This window comes from Curtobacterium sp. LFS079 (assembly GCF_047977865.1).
Lineage (GTDB): Bacteria > Actinomycetota > Actinomycetes > Actinomycetales > Micrococcaceae > Arthrobacter.
Map to the genome: position 1 here is coordinate 419,587 of NZ_JBFPFO010000001.1, position 24,835 is coordinate 444,421.

The 24,835-nt window shown below is 67.6% G+C and carries 19 protein-coding genes; 14 read left to right on the plus strand and 5 right to left on the minus strand.

Annotated features, from left to right (window positions below; genetic code table 11):
* Positions 1-144 precede the first annotated feature (144 nt).
* The 4 genes from ACNQPB_RS01970 to ACNQPB_RS01985 are packed head-to-tail and all read left to right on the plus strand — an operon-like array spanning position 145 to position 4,837.
* On the plus strand, positions 145-1,563 hold the full coding sequence (locus tag ACNQPB_RS01970; protein ID WP_498748658.1) for an ABC transporter substrate-binding protein: 1,419 nt from the start codon (positions 145-147) through the stop codon (positions 1,561-1,563).
* Positions 1,560-2,534 carry a carbohydrate ABC transporter permease gene (locus ACNQPB_RS01975; RefSeq protein WP_498748659.1) on the plus strand — a complete coding sequence of 325 codons (975 nt, stop codon included), beginning with the start codon at positions 1,560-1,562 and terminating at the stop codon, positions 2,532-2,534. The genes ACNQPB_RS01970 and ACNQPB_RS01975 overlap by 4 nt, the downstream gene beginning before the upstream one ends.
* A gap of 8 nt (positions 2,535-2,542) precedes the next feature.
* Positions 2,543-3,412: a carbohydrate ABC transporter permease gene (locus tag ACNQPB_RS01980; RefSeq protein WP_498748661.1), complete on the plus strand. Its 870-nt coding sequence runs from the start codon at positions 2,543-2,545 to the stop codon at positions 3,410-3,412.
* Between the two features lie 27 nt (positions 3,413-3,439).
* On the plus strand, positions 3,440-4,837 hold the full coding sequence (locus ACNQPB_RS01985; RefSeq protein ID WP_498748663.1) for a glycoside hydrolase family 32 protein: 1,398 nt from the start codon (positions 3,440-3,442) through the stop codon (positions 4,835-4,837).
* A gap of 83 nt (positions 4,838-4,920) precedes the next feature.
* Here the strand turns inward: ACNQPB_RS01985 and ACNQPB_RS01990 are convergent, their stop codons facing one another.
* Both ACNQPB_RS01990 and ACNQPB_RS01995 read right to left on the minus strand, forming a co-directional pair.
* On the minus strand, positions 4,921-5,973 hold the full coding sequence (locus tag ACNQPB_RS01990; protein ID WP_498748665.1) for a LacI family DNA-binding transcriptional regulator: 1,053 nt from the start codon (positions 5,971-5,973) through the stop codon (positions 4,921-4,923).
* An 81-nt stretch (positions 5,974-6,054) separates the two neighbouring features.
* Complete coding sequence (locus ACNQPB_RS01995; RefSeq protein ID WP_498748666.1) at positions 6,055-6,741, minus strand: DUF2510 domain-containing protein; 687 nt, start codon at positions 6,739-6,741, stop codon at positions 6,055-6,057.
* A 94-nt stretch (positions 6,742-6,835) separates the two neighbouring features.
* On the opposite strand from ACNQPB_RS01995, the gene ACNQPB_RS02000 reads away from it, so the two are divergent.
* The 10 genes from ACNQPB_RS02000 (at position 6,836) to ACNQPB_RS02045 (ending at position 20,414) form a co-directional block, all read left to right on the plus strand.
* Complete coding sequence (locus ACNQPB_RS02000; protein ID WP_498748668.1) at positions 6,836-7,867, plus strand: o-succinylbenzoate synthase; 1,032 nt, start codon at positions 6,836-6,838, stop codon at positions 7,865-7,867.
* 88 nt (positions 7,868-7,955) lie between these two features.
* Positions 7,956-10,064: a PhoX family protein gene (locus ACNQPB_RS02005; protein ID WP_498748670.1), complete on the plus strand. Its 2,109-nt coding sequence runs from the start codon at positions 7,956-7,958 to the stop codon at positions 10,062-10,064.
* 116 nt (positions 10,065-10,180) lie between these two features.
* Positions 10,181-11,890 carry a 2-succinyl-5-enolpyruvyl-6-hydroxy-3-cyclohexene-1-carboxylic-acid synthase gene (menD, locus tag ACNQPB_RS02010; protein ID WP_498748672.1) on the plus strand — a complete coding sequence of 570 codons (1,710 nt, stop codon included), beginning with the start codon at positions 10,181-10,183 and terminating at the stop codon, positions 11,888-11,890.
* A 153-nt stretch (positions 11,891-12,043) separates the two neighbouring features.
* A complete protein-coding gene (locus tag ACNQPB_RS02015) occupies positions 12,044-12,997 on the plus strand; it encodes a hypothetical protein (protein ID WP_498748673.1) in 954 nt (317 codons plus the stop codon).
* Between the two features lie 287 nt (positions 12,998-13,284).
* Entirely contained in the window at positions 13,285-14,292 is a 1,008-nt protein-coding gene (locus ACNQPB_RS02020) for a LacI family DNA-binding transcriptional regulator (RefSeq protein ID WP_498748674.1), read from the plus strand.
* A 166-nt stretch (positions 14,293-14,458) separates the two neighbouring features.
* Positions 14,459-16,189, plus strand: a complete 1,731-nt coding sequence (gene araB / locus ACNQPB_RS02025) for a ribulokinase (protein ID WP_498748675.1) — start codon at positions 14,459-14,461, stop codon at positions 16,187-16,189.
* Positions 16,186-16,878 (plus strand): L-ribulose-5-phosphate 4-epimerase, encoded by a 693-nt coding sequence (locus ACNQPB_RS02030; RefSeq protein ID WP_498748677.1) that lies wholly within the window; start codon positions 16,186-16,188, stop codon positions 16,876-16,878. Before araB ends, ACNQPB_RS02030 begins: the two co-directional genes overlap by 4 nt.
* Before the next feature lie 55 nt (positions 16,879-16,933).
* Positions 16,934-18,454 (plus strand): L-arabinose isomerase, encoded by a 1,521-nt coding sequence (gene araA, locus ACNQPB_RS02035; protein ID WP_498748678.1) that lies wholly within the window; start codon positions 16,934-16,936, stop codon positions 18,452-18,454.
* Positions 18,451-19,365 (plus strand): aldose 1-epimerase family protein, encoded by a 915-nt coding sequence (locus ACNQPB_RS02040; protein ID WP_498748680.1) that lies wholly within the window; start codon positions 18,451-18,453, stop codon positions 19,363-19,365. Before araA ends, ACNQPB_RS02040 begins: the two co-directional genes overlap by 4 nt.
* 53 nt (positions 19,366-19,418) lie before the next feature.
* Positions 19,419-20,414 carry a LacI family DNA-binding transcriptional regulator gene (locus tag ACNQPB_RS02045; protein ID WP_498749076.1) on the plus strand — a complete coding sequence of 332 codons (996 nt, stop codon included), beginning with the start codon at positions 19,419-19,421 and terminating at the stop codon, positions 20,412-20,414.
* Between the two features lie 97 nt (positions 20,415-20,511).
* On the opposite strand, the gene mmsB is transcribed toward ACNQPB_RS02045, so the two are convergent.
* From mmsB to chvE, 3 genes are all read right to left on the minus strand, one after another.
* Positions 20,512-21,789 carry a multiple monosaccharide ABC transporter permease gene (mmsB, locus tag ACNQPB_RS02050; protein WP_498748682.1) on the minus strand — a complete coding sequence of 426 codons (1,278 nt, stop codon included), beginning with the start codon at positions 21,787-21,789 and terminating at the stop codon, positions 20,512-20,514.
* A 5-nt stretch (positions 21,790-21,794) separates the two neighbouring features.
* Entirely contained in the window at positions 21,795-23,324 is a 1,530-nt protein-coding gene (gene mmsA / locus ACNQPB_RS02055) for a multiple monosaccharide ABC transporter ATP-binding protein (RefSeq protein WP_498748683.1), read from the minus strand.
* A gap of 118 nt (positions 23,325-23,442) precedes the next feature.
* Positions 23,443-24,567 carry a multiple monosaccharide ABC transporter substrate-binding protein gene (chvE, locus tag ACNQPB_RS02060; RefSeq protein WP_498748685.1) on the minus strand — a complete coding sequence of 375 codons (1,125 nt, stop codon included), beginning with the start codon at positions 24,565-24,567 and terminating at the stop codon, positions 23,443-23,445.
* Positions 24,568-24,835: the final 268 nt, after the last annotated feature.

A 24,835-nucleotide genomic window follows, 5' to 3' on the forward strand; every position in this document is an offset into this window, starting at 1 on the left:
GTGCCATACCGTGCCCGGCAGGACACATCGCGTTCCCTGAACGGAAGCTGGGTGCCGGTGAGGGAAAGGCAACAAGTCTGTGACTCTTGACACGTGTTAGGTCGAGGATTTACAGTTCCTAACACGTGTTAGGAAGGAAAAGACATGCCAGGAAGCAACGGGAAGCTGCGTGAAATCTCACGCAGGACCGCCCTTGGCGCCGTGGGTGCGGGAATTGTCGGGGCAACCGTGGCGTCGTGGCCGCGGCTGACCGGAACCGACATCCCGGGCCGCGGCGACAACAGCCTCAGCATCGCCATCATGGGCACCGCCGCGGATGCCGCTGCCCGCCAGAAAGTGGTCGACGCATTCGCCAAAGTCCATCCGGACATCAAGGTGAAGGTCCAGGCCATCCAAGCAGTGGACTGGAAGGACTTCTTCACCAAGATCCTCACCATGGTGGCTGCCGGGACGCCGCCGGACGTGGTGTACGTGGCCACGGAAGGTGCCCAGCTTTTCGCGGAGAAGCTGGCCCACCCGCTGGATGAGTACCTGCGCCGGGACGCCGGGCACATGAAGGAGTACTTCGCCGACGTCCACCCCAGCCTGGTGGAAGCCTTCATGTACAAAGGCAGCCTGTTCCAGCTCCCCATCGACTGGAACGCCGCCAACATGTACTACAACACCAAGGCGCTGCAGCAAGCCGGCCTGGAGCGGCCGGCGGACGACTGGACCTACCTGGACTTCCGCAGCACCCTGGCCGCCATGCGCAAGGCCCGGCCCTCGGACTTCACCCCGTACTACTGGACCAACCGGCTCTTCGGCGGCGTGGTGCCCTGGCTCTACGCCAACGACACCAGCTTCCTGAAGGAAACCAAGTCCACGGGCGGCCGATGGCTGTGGGACAGCTTCTACGCCAACGACCCCTCCCGCGGCATGCGCTCGGGCGGCTACCAATGGCTGGAGCCCAACGCCGACGATCCCCGGGTCTTCGAATCCTTCGACTTCCTGCGCGGACTGGTCAAGGACGGCCTGGGCGTGCGCCCGGAAGAAGGCGGCGGCAACTCGCTGGTGGGCCTCTTCGCCTCCAACCGGATCGGCACCACGCCGGCCGGCGGCTACTGGGTCCAGGGCCTGAGCGAGGCCGGGATGAAGCAGGACGACTACGACGTCCAGTTCTTCCCGAAGTGGCGCACCCAGCGGCACCAGTTCGGCACCGCCGGCTACGCGATCATGAAGACCGCCAAGGACAAGGACGCCGCGTGGGAATGGGTGAAGTTCAGCTCCAGCCGCGAGGCCATGCAGATCGTCTTCCCCACGCCGAACACCACCCCGGCCCGGCGCTCCATGGTCAACGAGCAGCTGTACGCGGGCAAGGGCCCGCGGCACTGGAAAGTTTTCTACGACACCCTCGACCGGTTCCCCAGCACCGGTCCCATTCCCGCCCCGCCCCAGCAGGCCGCCGTCGAGACGGCCCTGATGAAGAACGTGTCCCTGGCCGTCAGCGGTGACGAGCGCCAGCTGAAGTCGGCACTCGACTCGCTGCAGAGGGACCTCGAATTTGCCTTGAGGAGGCAGCCATGAGCACTGCAAGCGACACGCGCGTGCGCAGCAAAGCACTTGGGGGAAGGACAGGACGCGGCACCAGCTCCGGCCAGGCCGGCAAGGCACGCCGCCCCGGCCGCGAACGCCAGCCCTGGCTGCCCTGGGTCTTCCTGGCGCCGACCATTGTGGGCATGGGCATCTTCACCGTGCTGCCCATCATCGCCTCGGTGGCCCTGGCCTTCTTCCGCTGGGACATCATCTCGGCGCCGAGCTTCGTGGGCTTCGACAACTTCGCCGAAGTGGTCCAGGACCCCACGGTCCGGGTGTCGTTCCTGAACACCATCCTGTTCGTGGTGGTGGCCGTGGCCCTGCAGCTGGGCCTTGCCCTCGGGCTCGCCATCATGGTCCAGGAGAAGCTCCCCGCCTGGCTGCGGGTCTTCTTCCGCAGCGCCTTCTTCTTCCCGCTGATCCTCTCCGCGGCCTCGGTGTCGATCTTCATGCGGTACCTCTTCAACGAACAGTTCGGCGTGGTCAACTGGCTGCTGTCCCTCGCGGGCATCCCCGCCGTCCCCTGGCTGACGACGCCGGGCGGTTCGGCCGCCGTCGTGATCCTCGTGTACGTATGGCAGAACTTCGGCTTCTCCTTCCTGCTGTTCATCGGCGGCCTGGCGTCCATTCCGGTGGAAACCTACGAGGCCGCGTCGCTGGACGGGGCCACCGGCTGGCGCAAGCACGTCCACGTGACCCTGCCGCTGCTCAGCCCCACCACCCTGGTGGCCTCGGTGATGGCCATCATCAACGCCCTCCAGGTCTTCGACCAGCCCTTCGTGCTCACCCGCGGCGGCCCCGGCGACTCCACCCGCACGGCAGTGATGGTGATCTTCGAGTCCGCGTTCCAGCGGCTTGAATTCGGCCAGGCCTCGGCGATCGGCGTGATCCTCACCCTGATCATCATGGCCATCACGGCCGCGCAGTTCCGGCTCAGCAAACGATTCGTCTTCTACCAGTGAGGCCCGCCATGACCACCACCATCACGCGCCCCGCCGCTGAGCGGGTTGCCCACCGCAGGAAGCGCGACTGGTCCGTCGCCGGCCGGATCGTGCTCCTCTCCATCGCCGCCGTCCTGGTCCTCGGACCCGTGCTGTGGACCCTGTCCACCTCCCTGCGGCCGCCGGCGGAGTCGTTCCAGCTGCCGCCGTCGTTCCTGCCGCTGAACCCGGACTTTGTCTCCTACGGGCAGGTCTTCAAGCAGCTGAACATCGTGGCATTGGTGATCAACAGCGCCCTGGTCACCGGGCTGATCGCCATCGGACAGATGATCACCGCGGCACTGGCCGGTTACGCCTTCGCGAACCTCAGGTTCCGCGGCCGCAACGCCTTGTTCTCGGTGGTGCTGGCCACCATGATGGTGCCCGCTCAGGTCACGATCGTGCCCGTGTTCATGTTGATCCGCGGCGTGGGGCTTTCGGACACGCTGATGGCCCTGATCCTCCCCGCGATCCCGACGGCGTTCGGCACCTTCCTGATGCGCCAGTACTTCCTGGGGCTGCCGGCCGACCTCGCCGAGGCCGCAGCGATCGACGGCGCCTCCCCGTGGCGGACCTTCCGTTCCGTGTACGCTCCGCTGGCGATGCCGGGCCTGTCGATCGTGGGCATCCTGGCGTTCAACTTCCACTGGAACGAGTTTTTCCGGCCGCTCATCATGACCATCTCGGAGCAGAATTTCACGCTCCCGCTGGGCTTGGTCTCACTGCAGGGCAACCTCGGCACCGGAAGCATCTCCGTGGTGCTCGCCGGCGTGGTGCTCTCCATGATTCCGGCCCTGGTGGTCTTCATGTTCGGCCAGCGCGCCCTCCGGGACGGCCTCACCGCCGGCACGGGTAAATAGTTACAACCATCTGAAAAGGACTCCTTCATGAGCAACCCGGACCTGGCCGCAGCCTTCACCGCGGCCGGCCACGCCGACAGCCCTGCGGACCCTGCGTTCCCACGCCTGCATCCCCGCCCGGCGCAGGGCTGGATCAACGATCCCAACGGGATCAGCTACATCAACGGCCGGTACCACGTCTTCTTCCAGTACAACCCGGACTCCGCCCGGCACCACCGGATCTGCTGGGGACACGTCAGCTCCGCGGACCTGGTGCACTGGGACGAGCACCCGGTGGCGCTGCGGCCCCAAGACGGCGGGCCGGACGACTTCGGCTGCTGGACCGGCGTGGTGACGGACGACGGCGGCGTGCCCACCGCCGCGTACTCCGGCGTCCGCTCGGGCGAGGGGGCATCGCAGGTGGTCATCGCCCGCGGTTCGGATGACCTGGTGGACTGGACGCAGGACGGCCATGTTGCAGTGTCCATGCCTGAGGATCCGCAGGTCACGGCCGTGCGCGACCCGTTCATCTTCCGCTTCGAGGGCCGGCGGTACGCGGTCCAGGGCGCCGGACTTGCCGACGGCCGTGCGGCGCTGCTGCTCTACCGGGTGGACGACATGTCCAACTGGGAGTACCAGGGCATCTGGCTCACCACGGACAATGCAGCCGGCGCCGGCCACGACGTGAACCGGGCCGAGATCTGGGAATGCCCGCAACTGCTGCGCATCCCGGACGGCCGGGGCGGCACCGCCTGGGTGGCCATGTTCTCCCTGTGGCAGAAGGACGACGACCACGAACACACCCTCGGCGTGGGCCACCTGATCGGCACCATGGCCGCGGACCCGGCAACCGGCCTGCCCGTCTTCACCCCGCAGAGCGCCGGTAAGTCGGATTTCGGCCGGGACTTCTACGCCCCGCAGGTCACCCAGCTCGACGACGCGGCGGACGGAACTCCGCGGGCCCTGCTTTGGGGGTGGGCCAACGAGGGGCCGGGCCGCGACGGGCGCCGCGGCCGTTCGCAGGACGAGATCGACGCCGCCGGCTGGGCCGGCGTGCTCACGCACCCGCGTGTGTTGTCCCTCGTCGACGGCGCGCTCGCAGTAGCTCCGGCACCGGAGATCGACGGTTACCGGGCTTCCCGGCTGGCGACGGCCGCCGTCGGGCACATCCTTCTGCCGGCGTTCGCGGAGGCACGGATCAGCGCGGGTGCTTCCTTTGCCGGGGGTGAGGTGCGCCTGGTGCTGGGCGATGGGCAGACCGTGTTCGCCGGGCAGCTGGCCGCGGGCGAAGAGCTGCGGCTCTTCATCGACGCCTCCCTCGTGGAGGTGTACCGCCACGGCTCCGTGGCCACCACGCTCCGCGCCTATCCTGCTCCGGGCGAGGAGTGGCGGCTGGAGCTTCCCGCCGGTGCGTCGGCGGAAGTCTGGGAGCTCGCAGGCGCCTAGCTGACCCGACCGGCGCGCCGCCGCTACCCAACTGACTCGCAGTCAAGGCCGTTTTGAGCCCTCAAAACGGCCTTGACTGCGAGCTACTTGGGTGGGACGGGACCTGTCGAGTCGCGGACCACCAGGCGGCCCCGGACCATGATCTCCTTAGGCTCTATGCCTGCCCCTGAGCCCGGACCCTCCACCGAGTCCAAAAGCAGGTTCATGGCGGCGGCCCCCATATCGCGCAGCGGGAGGGCCATGGTGGTCAGTGCCGGAACCATGGTGTTTGCGATCCGGAATTCGTCGTCGTAGCCCATGATCGAGAGATCCCGCGGAACGCTGAGCCCCAGCCGGGCGGCTGCCAGCACGACGCCGACAGCCAGACGGTCGTTTGCGCACATGATCGCCGTCGGCCGCTCGGCCGCAGGCACGCCGTCGAGCAGTTTCATGGCGCGGTGATACCCGGTGTCGATGTCCCAGCCGATGGAGCTGATCCGGTCCTCCCGGACACTGAGGCCCTGGTGGTGGAAAGCTTCGCGGTAACCGCGCTCCCGGAGCGGAGCGGCCGGATCCACGGCCGCGCCTCCCAGCAGCGCGATATCACGGTGGCCAAGGGACAGCAGGTGTTCCGTTGCGAGGCGGCCGCCGGTCACCTCGTCCGGGATGACGTGGGGCAGGGCCGGGGCCGCGGCGCTGTCGTAGCAATTTGCGAGTACCGCGGGGACTTTCAGCATGCCGGACGGGACGTCGAAGGGCCTGAGGCCAACCGTGACGTGGATGAGTCCGTCGACTTGCCTGTCCAGGAGCGTCTCGACGGCGTCGGCGTCCCGGCCGGCGTCGAACGCCGTGTCCATCACCACGGTGACGAAGCCGCGGCTGCGCGCCACGTCGTCGGCGCCGCCGATGATGTTGCCGTCGAACGGGCTGGTCACCACCTCGTCGGAGACGATACCGATCACGCGGGTGCGCTGGTTCCGCAGGCTCAGGGCGATGGGGTTGGGGGAGTAGTTCAACTCGGCGGCGGCCTGCCGGATCCGGTCCTGGCTTTCCTTGGCCACATTGCCGTCCCCCCGGCCGTTGAGCACCAGGGACACGGCGCTGCGGGAGACGCCCGCGCGTTTGGCGACGTCGAGCGCGGTTGCCTTGCGTTGCATCCCAACTCCTTCACACTGCGTTTGCCAGCAGTCTACCTAACGCGTGTGAGGGGAAGTTGGATTGGCCCGCGACTGGTGCGGCTAGCCGCGGAGCGACGACATCACCTGGGCCATGATGGCGGAGACCTTGATAACGGCCACCACGGTGCCCAGCATGAAGGTTCCGATCAGTGCCCAGACCGGACCAAGGCCACGCCCCGGCGCCACGCCGTGCACAATGACGGAGCGGCCGATGACGTAGACGGCCGGGCTGAGGAAGCACCAGGCCCAGTGGAAGGGACGCACCACGCCGTCCTGGCTGAGCTTGTGCCAATCGAGGTAGGCAAGCAGCACCGAGACCCCGTACAGCAGGAAGCTGGAAGCCACGATCGCGAAATACCAAGGCGTGAACATGGACGTGGGGTCCAGCATTTTCAGCTGCTGTTCCCCCACGGTGCGGAAGCGGAGTTCGGGATTCCATGCCAGCAGGAAGATCACGGACAGCAGCGGGAGCAGCACGATGCCCCAGATGAACGGGTTGAGGACCGGGGTCCGGCTGTCGAGCTTCGGCCGCGCGGGCGGCGCGGCCCCGAGCGGCATGTTCCCCGGTGGCACGGCCTGGAAGGGCGGCAGGTTCCCCGGTGGCAGGTTCCCCGGCGGCATGTTTCCTGGCGGCGCGGTGTAATGGGTTGTCCAGGCCACGCCGTCCCACCAGCGGGACCGCCGCGGGTCCGTTGGATCGGGGTACCAGCCTGGAGGTGGGGTGGAACCGCTGCCGGGGTGCGTCATGGTGAGCTCCCAAAATGTGCTTGTCCACTGAGGATAACTCTCCCGGGCCCGGCGCGCGCCCCCTCCCGGGAGCCGTCCCGGATACAGTGGCAGCATGCCTGAAAGCGCCGTCTCCGGACACGCCACGCCGCTGCCTGCCCTCGACGAACTCCTCGCCACAGCCCGCGTGGTGAGCCTGCCCATGCGGGTGAAATTCCGCGGCATCATGGAACGTGAAACCCTACTGCTGCAGGGACCGGCCGGCTGGGGCGAGTTCTGCCCCTTCCCCGAATACGGCGACGCCGAAGCCTCCCGCTGGCTCGCCGCCGCCGTCGAGGCCGCCTGGACCGGCTTCCCCGAACCGCTCCGCCACAGCATCCCCGTCAACGCCACTGTCCCCGCCGTGGACGCTGCCCGGGTGCCCGAGGTGCTCGCGCGCTTCGGCCGGGTGGACGCCGTCAAGGTCAAGGTCGCCGAACGCGGACAGGAACTTTCGGAGGACATCGCCCGCGTCGCGGCCGTCCGGGAGGCGCTGCCGGAGGCCGCTGTCAGGGTCGACGCGAACGGCGGCTGGGACGTACCGCAGGCGGTGGAGGCACTCGGCCGGCTCGCCGCCGTCGGGCTCGAATACGCGGAGCAGCCGGTGCCGGGCATCGACGGGCTCGCCGAGGTCCGCCGGCGCCTCGCCGGAAATGGCACGCCTGTGCTGATTGCCGCCGATGAGTCCGTGCGCAAGGAGGACGACCCGCTGAAGGTCGCGCGGGCCGGCGCGGCGGACCTCATCGTCGTGAAGGTGGCCCCGCTGGGCGGTGTCCGGCGCGCGCTGGAGATCGTGGCGCAGGCAGGGCTGCCCGCCGTCGTCAGCTCCGCCCTGGACACCTCGGTGGGAATCCGCGCGGGCCTGGCGCTCGCCGCGTCCCTGCCGGAACTGCCGTACGCGTGCGGGCTGGGGACAGTCCGGCTGTTCGAGTCGGATATCACGGCTGACCCGCTGGTGCCCGACGACGGCGCCATCGCCGTGCGCGAGACGAAAGCCGACGCCGCGCTGCTGGAGCGGTACGCGGCGCCCGCGGGCCGGCGCGACTGGTGGCTGGAGCGGCTGCGCCGGGTCCACGGCGTGCTGGCCGCCGCCGAAGCCGGTGTCTGAGTTCACCGGAACTTAACCAGAGCGTCCTCTCAGATTCCGTTTGCGCTGAAAGGGTGGCCGGGACCCAGTCGCTATCCGGAGGCTTCCCATGTCTGAAACGCCCACCCGCTCGTTCCCGTTCCTGCCGATGCTCGGCCACACCAAGGGCAAGCGCAGCCCGGTGACCTGTGCCCTCAAGTGCGACAACGCCTGCTCCGGCGATGTCTGCAACACCAGCTCCAACTCCTACTTCCGCGACATCGCCTCCGCCGCCATGTCCCGCCGCGCCGCCCTGGGCCTGGGTGCCGCCGGTGCGCTCGCCGTCGTCTTCGGCGGAAACCTCGCGACTGCCGGCCAGGCAGAAGCGGCCACCGCTGCCGATGGTGGCGCCGGACTGTCCGCCGCCGCAATGGCCGGCCTCAAAGACTCAAAGCTGAGCTTCACCCCGATCAAGCCGGTTGACTACACCGTGGACGCCTTCACGGTTCCCGACGGCTTCACCTGGCGTCCGGTGATCCGCTGGGGCGACCCGCTGTTCAATGACTCCCCGGACTTTGACCTGGAGAACCAGAGCGCCGCGGCCCAAGCCCGCCAGTTCGGCTACAACAACGACTACACGGACATCCTGCCGGTTCCGGATTCCAAGGACCGCCGTGCCCTGCTGTTCACCAACCACGAATACACCAACGAGAACATCATGTTTCCGGCCACCCTGCCGGCTGCTGAAGCCCGCGCCATCGGCCGCGCCGGACACGGCCTGAGCGTCGTCGAACTGGAACGCAAGAACAAGAACAAGCCGTGGAACTACGTCAAGGGCGCACCCCTGAACCGCCGCTACCTCACGGACACCGTCTACGAACTGACCGGCCCCGCCGCGGGCACCGAGCTGGTCAAGACCATCGATGACCCTTCGGGCCGCAAGATTAAGGGCACCCTGGGCAACTGCTCCGGCGGCACCACCCCGTGGGGCACCATCCTCTCCGGCGAAGAGAACTTCAACGGCTACTTCGTCTCCGCGGGCACCAGTGACAGCGACAAGCGCTACGGCCTCACCGCCAAGCCCACGGCCCGCCTCTGGGAACTGGACGAGCCGCGCTTCGACACCCGCAACGCCGGCTACGCCAACGAGACCAACCGCTTCGGCTGGATCGTGGAAGTGGATCCCTTCGACCCCACGTCCACCCCGAAGAAGCGCTCCGCCATGGGCCGCTTCAAGCATGAGGGCGCCAACGTGATCGTTGCCGAATCCGGGCACGTGGTGGCCTACATGGGCGATGACGAGCGCTTCGACTACCTGTACAAGTTCGTCTCCAAGGACACCTACCGTCCAGGTACGACTGCTGCCGACCGCAAGCACAACATGACCCTGCTGTCCGAGGGCAACCTCTACGTCGCCAAGTTCGCCGGCAACTCGCCGCTGGCCGAAATCACCGGCACCGGCGTGCTTCCCTCGGACGGCGCGTTCGACGGTTCCGGTGAGTGGCTGCCGCTCGTGGTCGACGGCGCCTCCGCCGTTCCGGGCATGACCGTCGCCGAGGTTCTCGTCTACACCCGCCTCGCCGCGGACAAGGTGGGCCCCACCAAGATGGACCGTTGCGAAGACGTCCAGCCGAGCCTGCAGAGCGGCAAGATCTACGTGGCGTGCACCAACAACTCGGACCGCGGCAAGCCCGGCAAGGAAGGCGCCACCGAGGTCAACCCGCGCACCCAGAACCGCGACGGCCACATCGTGGAAATCACCGAAGACGGCGGCCAGGCCTCCACCAAGTTCAACTGGACCCTGCTGCTGGTGGCCGGCGACCCGGCGAAGAACGGCTCGACCTACTTCTCCGGATTCCCGGCGGACAAGGTTTCCCCGATTTCCTGCCCGGACAACGTGGCCTTCGACTCCGTGGGCAACCTGTGGATCTCCACCGACGGTGCCCCGTCCACCATCGGCTACAACGACGGCCTCTTCAAGGTCACCCTTGAGGGCCCCGAACGCGGCAAGGTGGAGCAGTTCCTTTCCGTGCCGCGCGACGCCGAAACCTGCGGCCCGGTCGTCCACGACGAGGAACGCACGGTCTTCGTCTCCGTGCAGCACCCGGGCGAGGAAGGCACCTTCGCGGCTCCGCACTCCTACTTCCCCGACTACGTGCCCGCAGGCGCCGCACCGAAGCCCGGCCAGGTCCGCGCCCCGCGTCCGTCCGTGGTCCAGGTGTACCGCACCGACAGCTGACAGCACCCGCTAGTTGACCCTCTCGAACGCGGGGTCACCTACGGCCCGCCGGTCGCCCGGCATGGGCCGTACGTGACCCCGCGTTGCGACGTCGAGTGGCGAAATAGACTGGGACGGTGACTTCCCAGGACTCCTTGACCTCGCTCGCCGCCGCACGGATCGCCGTCGCCACCCTGCTCGAGGCCGGGGTGCGGCACGTGGTGGTCTGTCCCGGCTCGCGTTCGGCGCCCATGGCCTACGCCCTGGCCGAGGCCGAAGCCGCCGGCCGGGTCACCCTGCTGGTCCGGATCGACGAACGCTCGGCGGGGTTCACTGCCCTGGGCCTCGCCTTGTCCACAGCCACCCCGGCGGCCGTCCTCACCACCTCGGGAACCGCCGTCGGTAACCTGCTGCCTGCGGTCATGGAAGCCAACCACGCCGCCGTGCCGCTCGTGGTCCTCTCCGCGGACCGGCCTGCCGAGCTGCACGGAACCGGGGCGAACCAGACCACCCTCCAGCTTGACCTGTTCGGTGAGCACGTCCGCTTCGCCGTCGACGTTCCCGCCGGCGACAACCCGCAGCGGGCTGTCCGGACCGCCCTGCATGCCGCCAGCGGCGCCCTCGAAGGGACCCCGCCCGGGCCCGTGCAGCTGAACCTCGCCTTCCGCGAGCCCCTCGTGCCGCAGCCCGGAGAAGCATTGCCGGCGCGCGAAGGCCGCGGTGTTTTCCATTACGACGCCGGCCCGGAAGTCCTGGAGCTGCCCGCGATCCCGGCGGATCTGCCCGCGCGGCGCACCGTGGTCCTGGCCGGCCACGACGCCGGGGCCGTCGCCGAAGCATTCGCCCGCGCCCACCAGCTCCCGCTGCTCCCCGAACCGTCGTCCAATGCCCGCTTCGGCCCCAATGCCGTGGGCCCGTACCGGCTTCTCCTGGAGCATTTTTCCGCGGATTCCGCGCTGCCGATCGAGCGCGTGGTGGTGTTCGGACGGCCAACGCTCTCCCGCCCTGTGACCGCTCTGCTCGCCCGCGCGGAGGTGGAGACGGCTCTGTACGAGCCCGTTCCCGTTGCCTGGTACGAACACGGCCGCCGCCGGGAGACGCCGTTCGAGACCCTGGCGGCCCTGGGCGAGTTCGCCGGCCGCGGTGCAGCCGGGTGGCTCGATGCCTGGCTGCTGGCCGGCGCCGCCGCCCAACACGCGCTCGACGGCGTCCTCGCCGCCGAGGCGTCGCCCAACGGACCCGCCGTCGCGGCCGCCGTGTGGGAGCATGCGCGGGGCCGGCTCGTGCTGGGTTCCTCCAACGGGATCCGCGACGTCGACCTCGCCGGTCAGCCGCAGTCCGCGCCGCTGGCTACGGTGGACGCCAACCGCGGCCTCGCCGGGATCGACGGCACCATCGCCACGGCCACCGGGATCGCGCTCGGTTCGGGTCGCGAAACCACGCTCCTGCTCGGCGATGTCACCTTCCTGCACGACGCCGGCAGCCTCCTGCTCGGCAGCGGCGAAACGGAGCCGGACCTGCGCATCGTGGTCCTCAACGACGCCGGCGGGGCGATCTTCGGGCTCCTGGAACACGGCCAGGTGGAAGCGGACGGCGGCTACGGCACCGCCGTCGAACGGCTCTTCGGCACCCCGCACAGCGCGGACATCCAGGCGCTCGCCGCTGCCTACGGCGTCGCGTATTCGCTGGCAAGCACGACGGCGGACCTCGCCGCCGCGCTGACCGCACCACTGAAGGGCCGCAGCATCGTCGAAGTCCGGACGGACCGCGCGGGCCTCCGGGCACTGCACGGGCGCATCAAAGCCGCGGTGAGGGAGGCCACGGCGCGGGTCCTGGCAGCGGTGTAGCGAGGCACTTCCGGGTTTCGACGCGCTTCGTTCCCGGCGCTGCGGGAATTCCAGCGTCGCCGGGAAGGAAGCGCGTCGCCGCGAAGACAGGGCTTTTCCACATAGCCGCGCTCGCTGCCGCGGAAGATTGCCGGGCCGTGCCATCTTCGAGCAATGACAGACATGCCAAGGCTCATTCTTGCCCGCGAGAGCACCCTCCATGGAGCCAATGCGAAGGAGCTTGCCCGCCGGGTACGCGCCGGGGTCCTCTACCGTATCCGCCGGGGAGTGTACATAGACCGGGCTTCATGGATGGCCATGGAACCATGGGAACAATATCGGCTGCGGATAAGTGCCGCCGCCGAGACTTTCGAAAGCCGTACGGTCTTCGCCCGACATTCGGCTGCTTCTGTGCTGGGGATCCCCACTATTGGAAATGACCTTCCGGTCTGCGCACTGACCTTCCGGAACGACGGCGGCCGGTCCCGCGCCGGGGTAGTGCGGCATTTCGCCGATCCGGCCGGCGTCGATGTTCATCGGGTGGACGGCCTTCTGGTTACGGGACGGCTGCAGACCGTTTTGGACCTTGCGGCATACACGCGGTTCGCCGAGGCCGTTGTCCCGGTGGAGCATGTCCTGAAACCGGACCGGAAGAAGGGAATCCAGGCGCTCAGCAAGGATGAATTGCTGGCCGCGGCTGATGGCAGGTACACAGATGCGGCGCTCCGCCGGATCCGGGCCGTGGTGGCCTTTGCCAGCGCACTCTCCGCTTCCGCAGGAGAGTCCTACAGCCGGGCGCTCATGCACGCGGCAGGCTTCGAATCTCCTGTGCAACAACGGGAATTCCGGGACGAGCTCGGATTGATTGGCTACTCGGACTTCGTCTGGGAGAAAGCCCGCATTGCCGGAGAGTTTGACGGGCTCGTCAAGTACCAGAGGGAGGAATACCTGAACGGGCTGACTCCCTCCGAAGCGGTGGTCAAGGAAAAAGCCCGCGAAGACAGGATCCGCGCGCTCGGGTACGGAGTGACGCGGTGGGTCTGGGCCGAGCTGATGGATTTCCCGAGGCTTGAAAAGAAGCTGCTCGCGGCGGGAGTTCCCCGTCGTCCAGCACGCTCGGCCAGCTGAGGGCATGGCACCTCACCTCGCCGACGACGCGCTTCGTGGGTTTCGACCCGCTTCGTTCCCGGCGCTACTGGAATTCCGGCGTCGCCAGGATGGAACCGCGTCGCGGGGAAGGAGGTGCGTCGCGGGGAAGGAGGTGCGTCGCTGGGAAGGAGGTGCGTCGCGGGGAAGGAGGTGCGTCGCGGGGAAGGAGGTGCGTCGCTGGGAAGGAGGTGCGTCGCGGGGAAGGAGGTGCGTCGCGGGGAGGGGCGCCGTTCGCCTCGACGCGTGGCATCGAGCACAATAGCCCCATGGCTAACAGCAGTGCCCGGCTTCCGCGGCTCGAGGACGTGGCGGAGCGCGCAGGCGTGTCCCACCAGACCGTCTCCCGGGTGATCAACAACCACCCCAACGTCAGCAAGGCCACGCGCGAGCGGGTTGAGGCTGCCATCGCCGAACTCGGCTACCGGCGGAACACGGCGGCCCGGAGCCTGGTGACCAGGCGTTCGCAGACCATCGGCGTCCTGGGCAGCGAACTTTCGCAGTACGGGCCGGCCAACACCCTCCTCGGGGTGGAACAGGCCGCGCGCGATGCCGGCTACTTCGTGAGCATCGCGGCGTTGCGGACCGTGAGCCGTGAGGCGATCTTTGACGCGATCCAGCACTTCCTGGACCAATCCGTGGACGGCATCGTGGTGATCGTGCCCCACGCGGAGACCCTGCTCGCCCTGGAAGAACAGGCGCCGGGCGTGCCGGTGGTTGCGGTGGGTGCCTCGGGAAGGGGATCCGTCAGCGGGGCGATGGTGGACCAGAAACGCGGCACCGAGCTCGCCGTCGCGCACCTGATCGAGCTGGGCCACCGCCGGATCGGCCACATTGCCGGCCCCCAGGACTGGATCGACGGCGCCGCCCGCGCGGAAGGCTGGAGCGCGGCCCTGCGGGCTGCCGGACTGGCCGACGACCTCCTGCTGGAAGGTGACTGGAGCGCGGGCAGCGGCTACGAAATCGGGCGGAAACTCGCCGCGGAGCGGTCTGCCACCGCGATTTTCGTCGGCAACGACCAGATGTCCCTGGGCCTGCTCCGGGCCTTCAACGAGGCAGGGGTCCGGGTGCCGGAAGACGTCTCCGTGGTGGGCTTCGACGACCAGCCGGAGTCCGGCTACTTCAGCCCGCCGCTCACCACGGTCCGCCAGGACTTCGAGGAGCTTGGCCGGCGCTGCATGGACCTGATGCTGGCCGCCCTGGCGAACGGCGAGACCGCCACCACCGTGGTGGCGCCGGAACTCGTGATCCGGCGGAGCACCGCAGCCCTGGCCTGAGGCCAACGTCACCGACCTCCCGTTCGAGCCGCTCCCTGACCTACAGGCCTGTGACGCAGGCTACTTGACGCAGGCTACTTGACGCAGGCTACTTGACGCACGAAGTTGTTAGCGCTCACAATGGTGTCAGTCCGCGAAGCAGCGGGCGGCATTTCTTGGAGGATTCATGGACGTCACTGCAGGCGGCAGCGAAAACTATGTCATCGGGGTGGACTACGGCACCCTGTCCGGCCGGGCCGTCGTGGTGCGGGTCCGGGACGGCAAGGAACTCGGCAGCGGGGTGTTCGATTACCCGCATGCGGTGGTCACCGATGCGCTTCCCGCGGACGTAGCGGACGCAGCAGAGGGAACAGCTGCCCGGCTTCCCGGCGAATGGGCGCTGCAGGTGCCGGACGACTACCGGGAGGTGCTCCGGCGGGCAGTCCCCGCCGCAATTGCCGACGCTGGGATCGACCCGGCCGCCGTCGTCGGGATCGCCACCGACTTCACGGCCTGCACCATGGTGCCCGTCAAGGCAAACGGCACGCCGCTGAACGAGGTGCAAGGCTTCGCGAACCGTCCGCACGCCTACGTGAAGCTGTGGCGGCATCACGCAGCGCAGGGCCAGGCCGACCGCATCAACGCGTTGGCCGCCGAGCTGGGCGAATCGTGGTTGCCCCGTTACGGCGGGCTGATCTCGTCCGAGTGGGAGTTCGCCAAGGGGCTGCAACTGCTGGAGGAGGACCCCGAGGCCTACGCCGAAATGGACCACTGGGTGGAAGCCGCCGACTGGATCGTTTGGCAGCTCTGCGGAAACTACGTACGCAACGCCTGCACCGCCGGGTACAAAGGCATCTACCAGGACGGCCGCTACCCGTCCGAAGGCTTCCTCGCCGCCCTGAACCCGCAGTTCAAGGACTTCGTCAGCACCAAGCTGGACCACACCATCGGCCGCTTGGGCGACGCCGCCGGCTACCTGACCGCCGAAGCAGCCGCCTGGACCGGCCTGCCGGAGGGCATCGCCGTCGCCGTCGGCAACGTGGACGCGCACGTCACCGCCCCGGCCGCGAAGGCTGTGGAACCGGGACAGCTTGTGGCCATCATGGGCACCTCCACCTGCCACGTCATGAACGGCGCCGAGCTCCATGAGGTGCCGGGCATGTGCGGCGTGGTCGACGGCGGCATCGTCGACGGGCTCTGGGGCTACGAGGCCGGCCAGTCCGGCGTGGGCGACATCTTCGGCTGGTTCACCAAGTACGGCGTCCCGCCGGAGTACCACCAGGCCGCCGCCGGCGCAGGGCAGGGCATCCACGAATACCTGACGGAGCTGGCGTCCGGGCAGGCGATCGGCGAGCACGGCCTGATCGCACTCGACTGGCATTCCGGCAACCGTTCCGTGCTGGTGGACCACGAACTCTCCGGCGTAGTGGTCGGGCAGACGCTGGCCACCCGGCCGGAGGACATCTACCGGGCGCTGCTCGAGGCCACGGCATTCGGCACCCGAACCATCGTCGAGGCCTTCCGCGATTCGGGCGTCCCGGTCAAGGAGTTCATCGTGGCCGGCGGCCTGCTGAAAAACCGGCTCCTGATGCAGATCTACTCGGACGTGACGGGGCTCAGGCTCTCCACCATCGGCTCCACCCAGGGCCCGGCGCTGGGTTCGGCCATCCACGCAGCCGTTGCCGCCGGAAAGTATGCCGACGTCCGGGCCGCCTCCGAGTCGATGGGCGCCGCACCCGGTGCCGTCTACACGCCCATCCCGGAAAACGTCGCGGCCTACGACGAACTGTTCCGCGAGTACCGGACCCTGCACGACTATTTCGGCAGGGGCACCAACGAGGTCATGCACCGGCTCAAGGCAATCCAGCGCACAGCCCGGGAGGCACGTACCCCCGCCTTTGAAGGAGCCAACGCATGAGCCCGCTGCTGGAAACCATTACCCGCATCCGCCGCGAGGTCTGCGAACTGCACGCGGAACTGACCCGTTACCAGCTGGTGGTCTGGACCGCCGGAAACGTTTCCGGACGGATCCCCGGCCATGACCTTATGGTCATCAAGCCCTCCGGAGTGTCCTACGACGAGCTGACGCCGGAACTGATGGTAGTCACCGACCTTCACGGGACTCCGGTGGACGGCGACGGAACCATGGAGTGGGGCAACCCGCCGCTTTCCCCGTCGTCGGACACCGCCGCGCACGCCTACGTCTACCGGAACATGCCCGACGTCGGCGGCGTGGTGCACACCCACTCCACCTACGCCACTGCCTGGGCCGCGCGCGGCGAGGAGATCCCCTGTGTGCTGACCATGATGGGTGACGAGTTCGGCGGGAGCATTCCCGTGGGTCCTTTCGCTTTGATCGGGGACGATTCGATCGGCCAAGGCATCGTGGCAACGCTCAAGAACTCCAACTCCCCGGCGGTGCTCATGCAGAACCACGGGCCGTTCACCATCGGCAAGGACGCCCGGTCCGCCGTCAAGGCCGCCGTCATGTGCGAGGAAGTGGCCCGCACGGTCCATGTCTCCCGGCAGCTCGGCGAACCGCTGGCCATCGACCCTGGCCAGATCGCGTCGCTCCATGACCGCTACCAGAACGTTTACGGCCGCTAGGCCCCTCACCGCACACTGCCACCCCGCACACCAGAGACTTTCCAAGGAGACACCAATGTCCAGCGCCAACAACACCTCCCTCGAGCACTACGAGGTCTGGTTCCTTACCGGCAGCCAGCACCTCTACGGCGAGGACGTGCTGAAGCAGGTGGCAGCCCAGTCACAGGAGATCGCGGCCGCGCTGAACGAGTCCTCCGAGGTCCCGGTCAAGCTCGTATGGAAGCCCGTGCTGACGGACTCGGACGCGATCCGCCGCACCGCGCTGGAAGCCAACTCGGACGACTCGGTGATCGGCGTGACGGCGTGGATGCACACGTTCAGCCCGGCCAAGATGTGGATCCAGGGCCTGGACCTGCTCCGCAAGCCGCTGCTGCACCTGCACACCCAGGCCAACGTGGAGCTGCCGTGGGCGGACATCGACTTCGACTTCATGAACCTGAACCAGGCCGCGCACGGCGACCGCGAGTTCGGCTACATCCAGTCCCGCCTGGGCGTTCCGCGCAAGACCGTCGTGGGCCACGTGTCCAACCCGGAGGTGGCCCGCCAGGTGGGCGTCTGGCAGCGCGCATCGGCCGGGTGGGCCGCTGTCCGGACCCTGAAGCTGACCCGCTTCGGCGACAACATGCGCAACGTCGCCGTCACCGAAGGCGACAAGACCGAAGCGGAACTGCGCTTCGGCGTCTCGGTCAACACCTGGTCCGTCAACGAGCTCGCCGACGCCGTGCACGGCGCCGCGGAGTCCGACGTCGACGACCTGGTGGCCGAGTACGAGCGCCTCTACGAGGTGGTCCCCGAACTGCAACAAGGCGGTGCCCGCCATGAGTCCCTGCGCTACAGCGCCCGGATCGAGCTCGGGCTGCGCAGCTTCCTCGAGGCCAACGGCTCCGCCGCGTTCACCACCTCCTTCGAGGACCTCGGCGAGCTGCGGCAGCTGCCCGGCATGGCCGTCCAGCGGCTCATGGCCGACGGCTACGGCTTCGGTGCCGAAGGCGACTGGAAGACCGCCATCCTGGTCCGCGCGGCCAAGGTCATGGGCGCCGGACTGCCCGGCGGCGCATCCCTGATGGAGGACTACACCTATCACCTCACCCCGGGCCAGGAGAAGATCCTGGGCGCGCATATGCTGGAGGTCTGCCCCTCGCTGACCGCGAAGAAGCCCCGCGTCGAGATCCACCCCCTGGGCATCGGCGGCAAGGAGGACCCGGTGCGCATGGTGTTCGACACTGATGCCGGCCCCGGCGTCGTCGTCGCGCTGTCCGACATGCGCGACCGCTTCCGCCTCGTGGCGAACGCCGTCGACGTCGTCGACCTCGACCAGCCGCTGCCCAACCTTCCGGTGGCCCGCGCACTCTGGTCACCGAAGCCCGACTTCGCTACCTCTGCCGCCGCGTGGCTCACCGCCGGCGCGGCCCACCACACGGTATTGTCCACACAGGTGGGCCTGGACGTGTTCGAGGACTTCGCCGGGATCGCGCAGACCGAACTGCTCACCATCGACGAGGGCACCTCCATCAAACAGTTCAAGAAGGAACTCGACTGGAACGCCGCCTACTACAAGCTGGCAGCCGGCCTGTGAACGAATACCGGCCTGTGAACGAATACCGCATCAGCTCGGGGGAGTACAGCGCCGTCATTACTGCACGGGCCGCAGCCCTGCGCGAACTCCGGCACCGGGAACGGGACCTGGTGGTTCCCTTCCCGGCCGGCGGCCCCATTCCCGACTTCCGCGGCATCATCGCCGCGCCCTGGCCCAACCGGATCGCCGACGGCAGGTATACCTTCGACGGCGTCGGGTACCAGGTCCCGCTCAACGAGCCCAGCCGCGGCTGCGCCCTCCACGGTTTCGTGTTCGAGCTGGACTGGATCCTGGAGTCGCATGATGAATCAGCGGTCACCCTTTCCTGCTCGCCGGAGCCGACGGCGGGTTACCCGCACGCGCTGCGGATCGCCGTCGAGTACCGGCTGACGGAAGCCGGGCTGCGCATTGGCGTCACCGCGGCCAACCTGGGCGGCACGGCTGCACCGTACGGCGTCTGCCCGCACCCGTATCTGGTGGCGGGTCCGTCGTCCCTGGATCAGTGGACCCTGGAAATCCCTGCCGGGGCGTTCCTGGAAGTCACACCCGACCGCCTGCTGCCCACGGAAACGCGCAGCGTGGAAGGCCACGCCTTCGACTTCCGGTCACCCCGCGCCATCGGCGCCACCGCGATCGACCACGCCTTCACGCAAATAGCCTTCGACGACGGCGGCCAGGCGAGCGTGCTGGTCCGGGACCCCGGCGGCACCGGCGTCGGAATGTCCTGGGACCGCAGCTGCCCCTGGCTGCAGATCCACACCGCGGACAAGGAACCCCCGGCGGCGAACCGCCTTGGCCTGGCCGTGGAACCCATGAGCTGCCCTCCGGACGCGTTCAACAGCGGAACGAACCTCGTGCGGCTCGAGCCAGGTGCCATGCACAGTGCGGCGTGGACCATCTTCGCAGTGTGAATCGCAGTGTGACCGACGGACCGGACCACAAAGCCGCGCCACGTCCTCCTGTCATGCAGGACGTGGCGCGCCTGGCCGGGGTGTCCCACCAGACAGTTTCGCGGGTCCTCAACGCCCACCCGCATGTCAGCGCCTTCACCCGCGCGCGCGTGGAGCGTGCCATTGCCGAACTCGGCTACCGCAGGAACACGGCCGCCCGCAGCCTCGTCACCCGCCGCTCCCAGGCCATCGGAGTCCTTGGCGCCGGGATGGGCTTCTACGGTCCGGCCAACACCCTCCTGGGCGTCCAGCAGGCCGCCCGCGAGCACGGCTATTCGGTGAGCATGGCAAGCCTCAGTAGCGTGACGCCGTCGGGAATCAGGGACGCCCTGGAACACTTCATGCTGCAGCCGGTGGACGGCATCGTAGTGATCGCGCCGCACGAAACGATGCTCGCCGCCCTGCGCACCATCGCCGTTCCGGTCCCGCTCGTCTCGGTGGGCTTCGGCGCGGCGGGCTTCCGCGCAGACGAGCGCCTGGGCGACGTCGCCGTGGACCAGGCGGCCGGCGCCGCGCTCGCGGTGCAGCATCTGCTGGACCTTGGCCACACGTCCATTGCGCACATTTCCGGACCGCCGGACTGGATTGACGCCGCGGCCCGCGCCGAGGGCTGGCGCCGCACCCTCGACTGCGCAGGATTCATGCCCGGCCCGCTGGTCCAAGGAGACTGGAGCGCCGGAAGCGGTTACCGCGCCGGACTGGAACTGACGGCGGCGACGCAGGTCAGCGCGGTGTTCGCCGCCAACGACCAGATGGCCCTGGGGGCACTGCGTGCCTTCAATGAGGCCGGCCTGCGGGTCCCGGAGGACATCAGCGTGGTGGGCTTCGACGACCAGCCGGAGGCAGGGTATTTCGTGCCGCCGCTGACCACGGTCAACCAGGGCTTCGAGGAACTCGGCGCCCGCTGCATCGGAATGCTCCTGTCCGACATGGCCCACGGAACCTCGCGGGCCGCCTCCGTGCTGAACCCCGAACTCGTGGTGCGGAGCTCCACGGCGCCGCCTCGATAGCCGTGGCCGGATAGCACCACAACCGGACACCACGACGGCGGCCCCCCCCTTCCGGCACCGGTGGGGCCCGCCGTCGTCTATTCCTGTTGTCTCCCGGCTAACGGGCGGCCGGGACCGCCACCGGCTCGGCCGGTACCTTGCTGTCCTCCGCCGCGGGCGGAGTGGTCCTGAACTTGAAGCGCTTGGCGATCGATGATCCGCCGCCGGCGCGGTTCTTGTTGAAGATGTCGAAGCCGACGGCGAGCAGGAGCACCAGGCCCTTGATCAGCTGCTGGTAGTCGGTGCCGAGGCCCAGGATGGACATGCCGTTGTTGAGAACGCCCATGATCAGGCCGCCGATCATGGCCCCTGCCACCGTGCCGATCCCGCCCTGCACCGCGGCACCGCCGATGAACGCCGCGGCGATGGAGTCCAGCTCGAAACCTGTGCCGCCGGCGGGCTGGGCGGAGTTCAGGCGCGCGGCGAAGATCAGGCCCGCCAAGGCGGCCAGGACACCCATGTTCACGAAGAGCCGGAAGGTCACTGCCTTGGTCTTGATGCCGGAGAGCTGCGCGGCGTGCAGGTTGCCGCCGATGGCGTAGGTGTGCCGGCCGAAGATGCTGTTGTTCATCAGTGCGGAGTAGACGATGACCAGAACCGCGAGGACGATCAGCACGATCGGGGTGCCGCGGTAGCTGGCGAGCAGGAACGTGATGACGAGCATCAGCAGTGCGATGAACACGGTCTTGGTGGCGAACCATGCCATGGGTTCGTTTTCGAGGTTGAAGCGGCGGCGGACCCGGCGTTCCTTGATCGACTGGAAGAGCAGAGCCGCAGTGCCGCCGACGCCGAGGATCACAGTGAGCCATTCGAGCACGGAGGTGCCGCCGGAAATGTCGGGCAGGAAGCCGCCGCCGAGGGCGCGCAGCTCATCCGGGAACGGGGTGATCTGCTGGTTCTTCAGGGTGATCAGGGTCAGGCCGCGGAAGATGAGCATGCCGGCCAGGGTGACGATGAAGGCCGGGATGCCGACGTAGGCGATCCAATAGCCCTGCCACGCGCCGACCAGGGCTCCCACGAGGAGGCAGGCCGGGATGGCCGCCCACCATGGCCAGCCCCAGTGAACGATCATGACCCCGGCGACGGCGCCGATGAACCCTGCGATGGAACCGACGGAGAGGTCGATGTGGCCGGCGATGATGACCATGACCATGCCGATGGCCAGGATGAGGATGTAGCTGTTCTGGACGACGAGGTTGGTGACATTCTGCGGCTCCAGCAGGATCCCGTCGGTGAGGGCCTGGAACAGCAGGACGATCAGGATCAGGGCGACGAAGATGCCGACCTGGCGGAGGCGGCTTGCCAGGAAGCCCAGGGATTCTCGTAGGGCGGACATGTTCGTTATTCCTTCTCTTGGGTCATGTAGTGCATAAGTGTTTCCTGGGAGGCCTCGGCGATCGGGACTTCACCCGTGACGTGGCCGGCGGACAGGGTGTAGATCCGGTCGCAGATCCCCAGGAGTTCGGGGAGCTCGGAGGAGATCACGATGACGGCTTTGCCCTGGGCGGCGAGCCCGGCGATGATCGTGTAGATCTCGTACTTGGCACCGACGTCGATGCCGCGGGTGGGTTCGTCCAGGATCAGCACGTCGGGGTCGGAGAACATCCATTTGCTCAGGACCACTTTTTGCTGGTTGCCGCCGGAGAGCTTCCCGGTGATGGCCGCGACGGACGGGGCCTTGATGTTCATGCTCTTCCGGTAGCTGTTGGCCACCGTGGCTTCCTCGTTCTTGTCCACCCAGCCGTGCTTGGCGAGCTTGGGCAGGGCGGCCATGGAGATGTTCCGCTTGATGTCCTCTATGAGGTTCAGCCCGTAGTGCTTGCGGTCCTCGGTGGCGTAGGCGATGCCGTGCCGGATGGCCTCGGGAACGGTGGAGGTATTGATTTCCTTGCCGTACTTGAACACCTTTCCGGAGACGGCCTTGCCGTAGCTCCGGCCGAAGACGCTCATCGCCAGTTCGGTGCGGCCGGCGCCCATGAGGCCGGCGAGCCCCACCACTTCGCCCTTGCGGACGTTGAGGCTGGCGTTGTGGACCACGGTGCGGGTGTGGTCCTGCGGGTGCTGGACAGTCCAGTCTTCGATGCGCAGGACTTCCTCACCGATCTGCGGTTTCCGCTCGGGGTAGAGGCTGTCCAGGTCCCGACCAACCATGCCGCGGATGATGCGTTCCTGGGTGATCTGGCCCTGGTCCACGCGCAGAGTCTCGATGGATTTGCCGTCCCGGATGATGGTGACGGCGTCCGCGACCTTGCGGATTTCGTTGAGTTTGTGGCTGATGATGATGCTGGTGACGCCCTGGCCCTTCAGGTGCAGGATCAGGTCCAGCAGATGGTCCGAGTCCTCGTCGTTCAGGGCAGCGGTGGGCTCGTCCAGGATCAGCAGCTTCACTTCCTTGGACAGCGCCTTCGCGATTTCGACGAGCTGCTGCTTGCCCACACTGATGTGCTGGATCGGGGTCACGGGGTTTTCGCTCAGGCCGACGCGGGCCAGCAGCTTGGCTGCTTCGAGGTTGGTCTTGCGCCAGTCCACCCAGCCGCGCGAGGCCAGTTCGTTGCCCAGGAAGATGTTTTCCGCGATGGACAGGTACGGGCTGAGGGCCAGCTCCTGGTGGATGATCACGATGCCGCGCTTCTCGCTGTCACTGATGGACGCGAAGTCGCACGGTTCGTTCTCGAAGAGGATGTCCCCCTCGAAGGTGTTGTGGGCGTATACGCCGGAGAGCACCTTCATCAGGGTGGACTTGCCTGCCCCGTTTTCGCCGCAGATCGCGTGGACTTCGCCGCGGTTCACATCCAGGGTGACATCCTGGAGGGCCTTGACGCCGGGGAAGGTCTTGGTGATCCCGCGCATCTGAAGAATGGGTACGTTCATTGGTTATTTCCCGTTGATCTCGTCAATGAGCTGATCTGTTTCGGTGGGTCGATCCATTGGGGTGCAGGGGCGCCTGCTGTTGCAGGCGCCCCTGCCGTGCTGTTACTGGGGGGTGCTGCTACTTGAGGTCGGCGCCGGTGTAGTAACCGGAGTCGATGAGCTCCTGCTTGTAGTTGTCCTTGGTGACGATCACGGACTTCAGCAGGAAGGCCGGTACAACCTTGACCTTGTTGTTGTAGGTCTTGGAGTCGTTGACCTCAGGCTCCTGGCCCTTCAGGGCGGCGTCCACCATCTTCACGGCCTGCTCGCCGAGCTTGCGGGTGTCCTTGAAAACCGTCGAGTACTGCTCGCCGGCGACGATGGACTTCACCGAGCCCTTTTCCGCGTCCTGGCCGGTCACCACGGGCAGGGCACCCTTGGAGTAGCCTCCGGTGCTCGTCAGCGCCGAGATGATGCCGATGGACAGGCCATCGTAAGGTGACAGCACGCCGTCGAGCTTCTTGCCCGAACCGTACGCGGCGGTGAGGATGTCTTCCATCCGCTTCTGGGCGGTTGCCGCCTGCCAGCGCAGGATGGCGGCCTGCTCAAACTTGGTCTGGCCGCTGGGCACCTTCAGGGTGCCGGCATCCAGGTATGGCTTCAGGGTGTCCATGGCGCCGGTCCAGAAGAAGTTGGCGTTGTTGTCATCCGGGCTGCCGGCGAAGAGCTCCACGTTGAACGGGCCCTTGCCCGCGACCTTCTTGCCGGAGGCATCCACCAGGCCCAAGCCGGTCAGCAGGGACGTCGCCTGCTGGACGCCCACCTCGTAGTTGTCAAAGGTGGTGTAGAAGTCAACGTTGGGGGTGCCGTTGATCAGCCGGTCATAGGCGATGACCTTGACGTTCTGCTCCTTGGCCTTCGCCAGCACGTCCGTCAGGGTGGTGCCGTCGATCGCGGCGATGATCAGGGACTTCGCGCCCTTGGTCAGCATGTTCTCGATCTGGGAAACCTGGGTGGGGATGTCGTCGTTGGCGTACTGAAGGTCCGTCTTGTAGCCGAGCTTGGCCAGGGATTCGGAGACGTTCTTGCCGTCCGCGATCCAGCGTTCCGACGTCTGGGTCGGCATGGAGATTCCCACCAGGGCACCCGCAGCGTCGGCGCTGCTGGTGCTGGTGGCGGCACCGGGGCGGCTGCCGCAGCCGGTGGCCCCCACCGTAACAGCCAGGACGACGGCGACGGCGCCCAGCAGTTTCTTGATTCTCACGTTTTTCTCCTTCCGCGGCCTGGTGGGGCCGCGAATCGGTGCTTGAGCGGAAAGCGTTTGTACTTTCCGCCGGCGCCGGCCACTTGCGTCCGGCATACCGAGGCCGTTCCACAGGACCGGCGCCGGAGGCTGTCGTCACCGGAGTCGGGGAACTCCGGCTGCCCCAACATTTACTGTTAGCGCTAACAATCAGGAATTATGTTATCCCCGGATTTGCTGTGAAGCAAGACACAGATTGAGTGTCCGCACGTCCCGGCCCCGGAACGTG